At 60.9% G+C, this 3,043-nt stretch carries 3 protein-coding genes; all 3 read right to left on the reverse strand.

Annotated elements, in window-relative coordinates; genetic code table 11:
- Window positions 1-166: 166 nt before the first annotated feature.
- Window positions 167-1,081 carry a GIY-YIG nuclease family protein gene (locus A1351_RS02030; RefSeq protein WP_064032018.1) on the reverse strand — a complete coding sequence of 305 codons (915 nt, stop codon included), beginning with the start codon at window positions 1,079-1,081 and terminating at the stop codon, window positions 167-169.
- The gene (locus A1351_RS02035; protein WP_064032019.1) at window positions 1,078-2,454 is read right to left on the reverse strand and encodes a restriction endonuclease subunit S; all 1,377 of its coding nucleotides are present in this window, start codon (window positions 2,452-2,454) and stop codon (window positions 1,078-1,080) included. Before A1351_RS02035 ends, A1351_RS02030 begins: the two co-directional genes overlap by 4 nt.
- The coding region (gene rhuM / locus A1351_RS02040; RefSeq protein WP_198162197.1) for a RhuM family protein at window positions 2,451-3,043 on the reverse strand (593 nt) is incomplete at its 5' end. The genes rhuM and A1351_RS02035, both read right to left, overlap by 4 nt.

The following is a 3,043-nucleotide window of genomic DNA, read 5'->3' on the forward strand; positions in this document are numbered from 1 at the left end:
GTCTCCCATGCCTTGGGTTGCGTGGCTTCTATCCAGGCGAGGAGATCGGACGGGAGCAAAGCGCGGGCGCGGTCATAGCGCGACGCCGCGCTGGCGTCATAAAGCCAGTCGTGCGCGGCGAGATGGTCGCAGACCTCGTCCTCGAAGCTGATCTCCTTGTGGAGGCTCATTCCTGCCCCGCCGCCAGTTCGGTGAGCTTGGACGCTTCCCAGGCTTTATAGTTCATCGAACCATCGGCGAGCTTCCATTCTAGCGTTCCGTTGGATGGGCGGCCGTTCACGACGCCCGCCGCGGCGCTCGGGCTCTTGAATGCGTAGTTCTCCGTGAAAACGAGATGATCGCCTTCGTTCTTCAGCACGCCGGTCCGCTGAAGGTCTTCATGTAGAACGGCATAGCCGCTGTGCTTCGTATTTGCGCCATCCCAGGCGACATTCGCCTGTGACCCCGCTTCGACGATGAAATCTCCGTCTTCGAGCGTCGCATAGGCTTTCAAGCCCCGCTTGCGGTTCTCGAGCACGAACCGCGGCGCGTCGCTCGTCCTCTCGCTCTTCGCTTGGTTCGCTTTCGGCCTGATGTTTTTGATGAACATGTCGACGCGGAGCGCCGGCAGGACCATCAGCAGATAGCCGAGAAAAGCCTCCATGTTGGACTGTGCGGCTTCCGAGAGACCGGGGCATGGCGGCGTGTTTCCATTGTCGAGCGTGACGCGGCCGCTCTCGCGCGCCTCCTCGACGAGACGCGCTTCCAGATATTTCACATGCGCCTTGTTGAGAGCATTCGCCCCCGTCGTCACCAGCACGGCGCTGGTCCACCAATCCTTCTCCGTATCGTGGTTGCGGATGCGGCCGCTGATGTTTTCGCCCTCGCCGATATAGGCGCGAGGCTCGCCATCCCGCTCGCCGAGCAGGATATAGACGCCGGTGTAGCGCGCTTCCTTGCGGGCGAGCGCCGCGCCGATGCGGGTGCGCGGCGTCATCAGGACATGACCTGTCCAGTTGAAGACCTCGGCCGTCAACATGCCGTCCGGGCGGCCTTCGATGAAATAGAGTTCGAGCGAACGCCCCTCAGTCGTTCGAGTCATGCCGCCTCCGCGGATTGCGGCGCGAGACCGCGCACGTCGATTTTGCCTGTGACGGCGGCGGAGATGAGGGCGCTGCGGCGTTCTTGAAGGAGGGCGATGGCGGACTTGGCTTCGACGAGGAGAGCATCGAGACGTCGCGTCGCGCTTTCAATCAAGTTCAGAATGACAGACTGTTCCGATAGAGAAGGAAGCGCGAGCTTCCGCGTCGCCATTGTTGAAAGTGGGATACGAGAACGCGTTGATCCAGACGACAGGATACCGGCATCAAAGGCCGATCCGACGCTTAGTTCGGTCGCGACAAATCTCGGCAACGCAACGGATGAGTTGACACGAAATCGAAAGCAGTCGGCCTTCACCATTGCTGGCTCGATCCCTATGGGAGCGACACAAGCTCGTCCGACAGTGTTCTTCTCGTCCCCAAGGCCTGCGATAAGCACGTCGCCGCTCACGACGTCATGACCACCTAGCGAGTCCCTGTAATAGGCCTCTCCGATGAACGCGGCGTCCGTGCCGTCAAAGCCATTTTCGCGAATGTTCTGTAATCGTACAACCCTGACTCCTTCGTCCGTGTAATGCTCCGACTTAAGGCCGGAACCAAAAGGACCGTCACATTTGTCGATGGTCACTCTCGACAAGGGCAGGACATCCCAATGCGCCGGCACCTCCCCGAGCCATTCGACGCCGCTGCCCTTCATCGGCGCGTTGGGGTCGAGGCCTTTGGTGACGGCGTGGGAAATGACGGCCTGCCGTTTCTCCTCGAGCAGCGCGATCAGCCGCTGCTGCTCCTCCACCAGCGCGTCGATCTTCGCCGTCTCGCGGTCTAGGAAGGAGATGATCGCAGACTGCTCATTTCGTGGGGGCAGAGCGAGAGCCAGTTTCGCAATGTCAGGCATGTAAATCGTTTGGTGGGTCGACCCCATCATGAGGCGATCGAACTCGCCTTTCATCGCGCGCAGTGTCATCAGCAAAAACTCTGGAATGAGATCAGGACCACAAACCCAGTTCGCAAAATCTTGGGTTGTCGCCATGTCGCATCCCATGATCGCTGAAAACCCAACCGAAGCCGTTCGCGACAGGATCACAGTCCCTTTCGGTAGCAGTCTCGCAGAAGAGTTCGCCAAGCCTAGTTCGCTGACAAGTTCCTTAGTCTCATATACATAGGTCGCTCGTCCTTCGCGTATCTGCCAGACATCGCCCAACGAAAACCACGGGATCGTGCAGTTCTCCCACCACTCAGGATGTTGCCTGCTGGGCGTATGGCCGGACTCCAATTTGGCGAACTGCCGTATCTTTCCGGTCCGCCAATGCCTCGGCACGTCGCCAAGCCACTCGACTCCACTGTCCTTATACGTCTCATACGGCGGAAAGCTCATTCGCCGACTCCCTTGCGGCGTGAAGCCTTCCCGCCTTTTGCCTCGGTCAACCTTCGCCCCTTTGTCGCCTCGACTTCCGCGCGCCGCAATTCCGCGTCGATTTCCTGTTCGTGCTCCACTTCGGCGGCCCGGCGCTCGGCTTCCCGGCGGGCGGCGTCGAAGGCCCCGTAGCGCGCATCGACGATCGTCAGCATTCGATCATGGCTGACCGCGCCGGCATGGGTCAAAATCTCGCGCTCCGCGAGTTTCAGATATTGGTCCACGAAGCTGGCCCATTCCGCCATGGTGGTTTGCTGGCGGCGCTCGGCGCGATCGGCTCCGAGGTCGAGAAAGGCCGAGACCAGCCGGTCGAGCTCCCGCGCCTCATTCTCGGCCAGATAGTTCTTGGCGATGACGGCGTCCGCCTTGCGCACGCGATTTCCCGCCCATGAGGTGAGGCCCATGTTGGACTTCGAGGCATCGGCGCGCTCGAGGATCAATTCGGCGGCCGTGTGTCGGGTGACGGCCCAGAGCATCTTGTTCTGAATCGCCTGGAAGAACCGGCGCGCCGTCTCGTCGGCGCCGTCGTAGTCCGCCGCCGTGGCGAAAA

Origin of the sequence: Methylosinus sp. R-45379, from assembly GCF_001644125.1 — a bacterium.
Classification (GTDB): Bacteria; Pseudomonadota; Alphaproteobacteria; order Rhizobiales; family Beijerinckiaceae; genus Methylosinus.

Bases quoted from the DNA above. Each gene is read 5' to 3' on its own strand.
- A1351_RS02030 (WP_064032018.1), bottom strand. From the start codon at position 1,081: ATGACTCGAACGACTGAGGGGCGTTCGCTCGAACTCTATTTCATCGAA.
- A1351_RS02035 (WP_064032019.1), bottom strand. From the start codon at position 2,454: ATGAGCTTTCCGCCGTATGAGACGTATAAGGACAGTGGAGTCGAGTGG.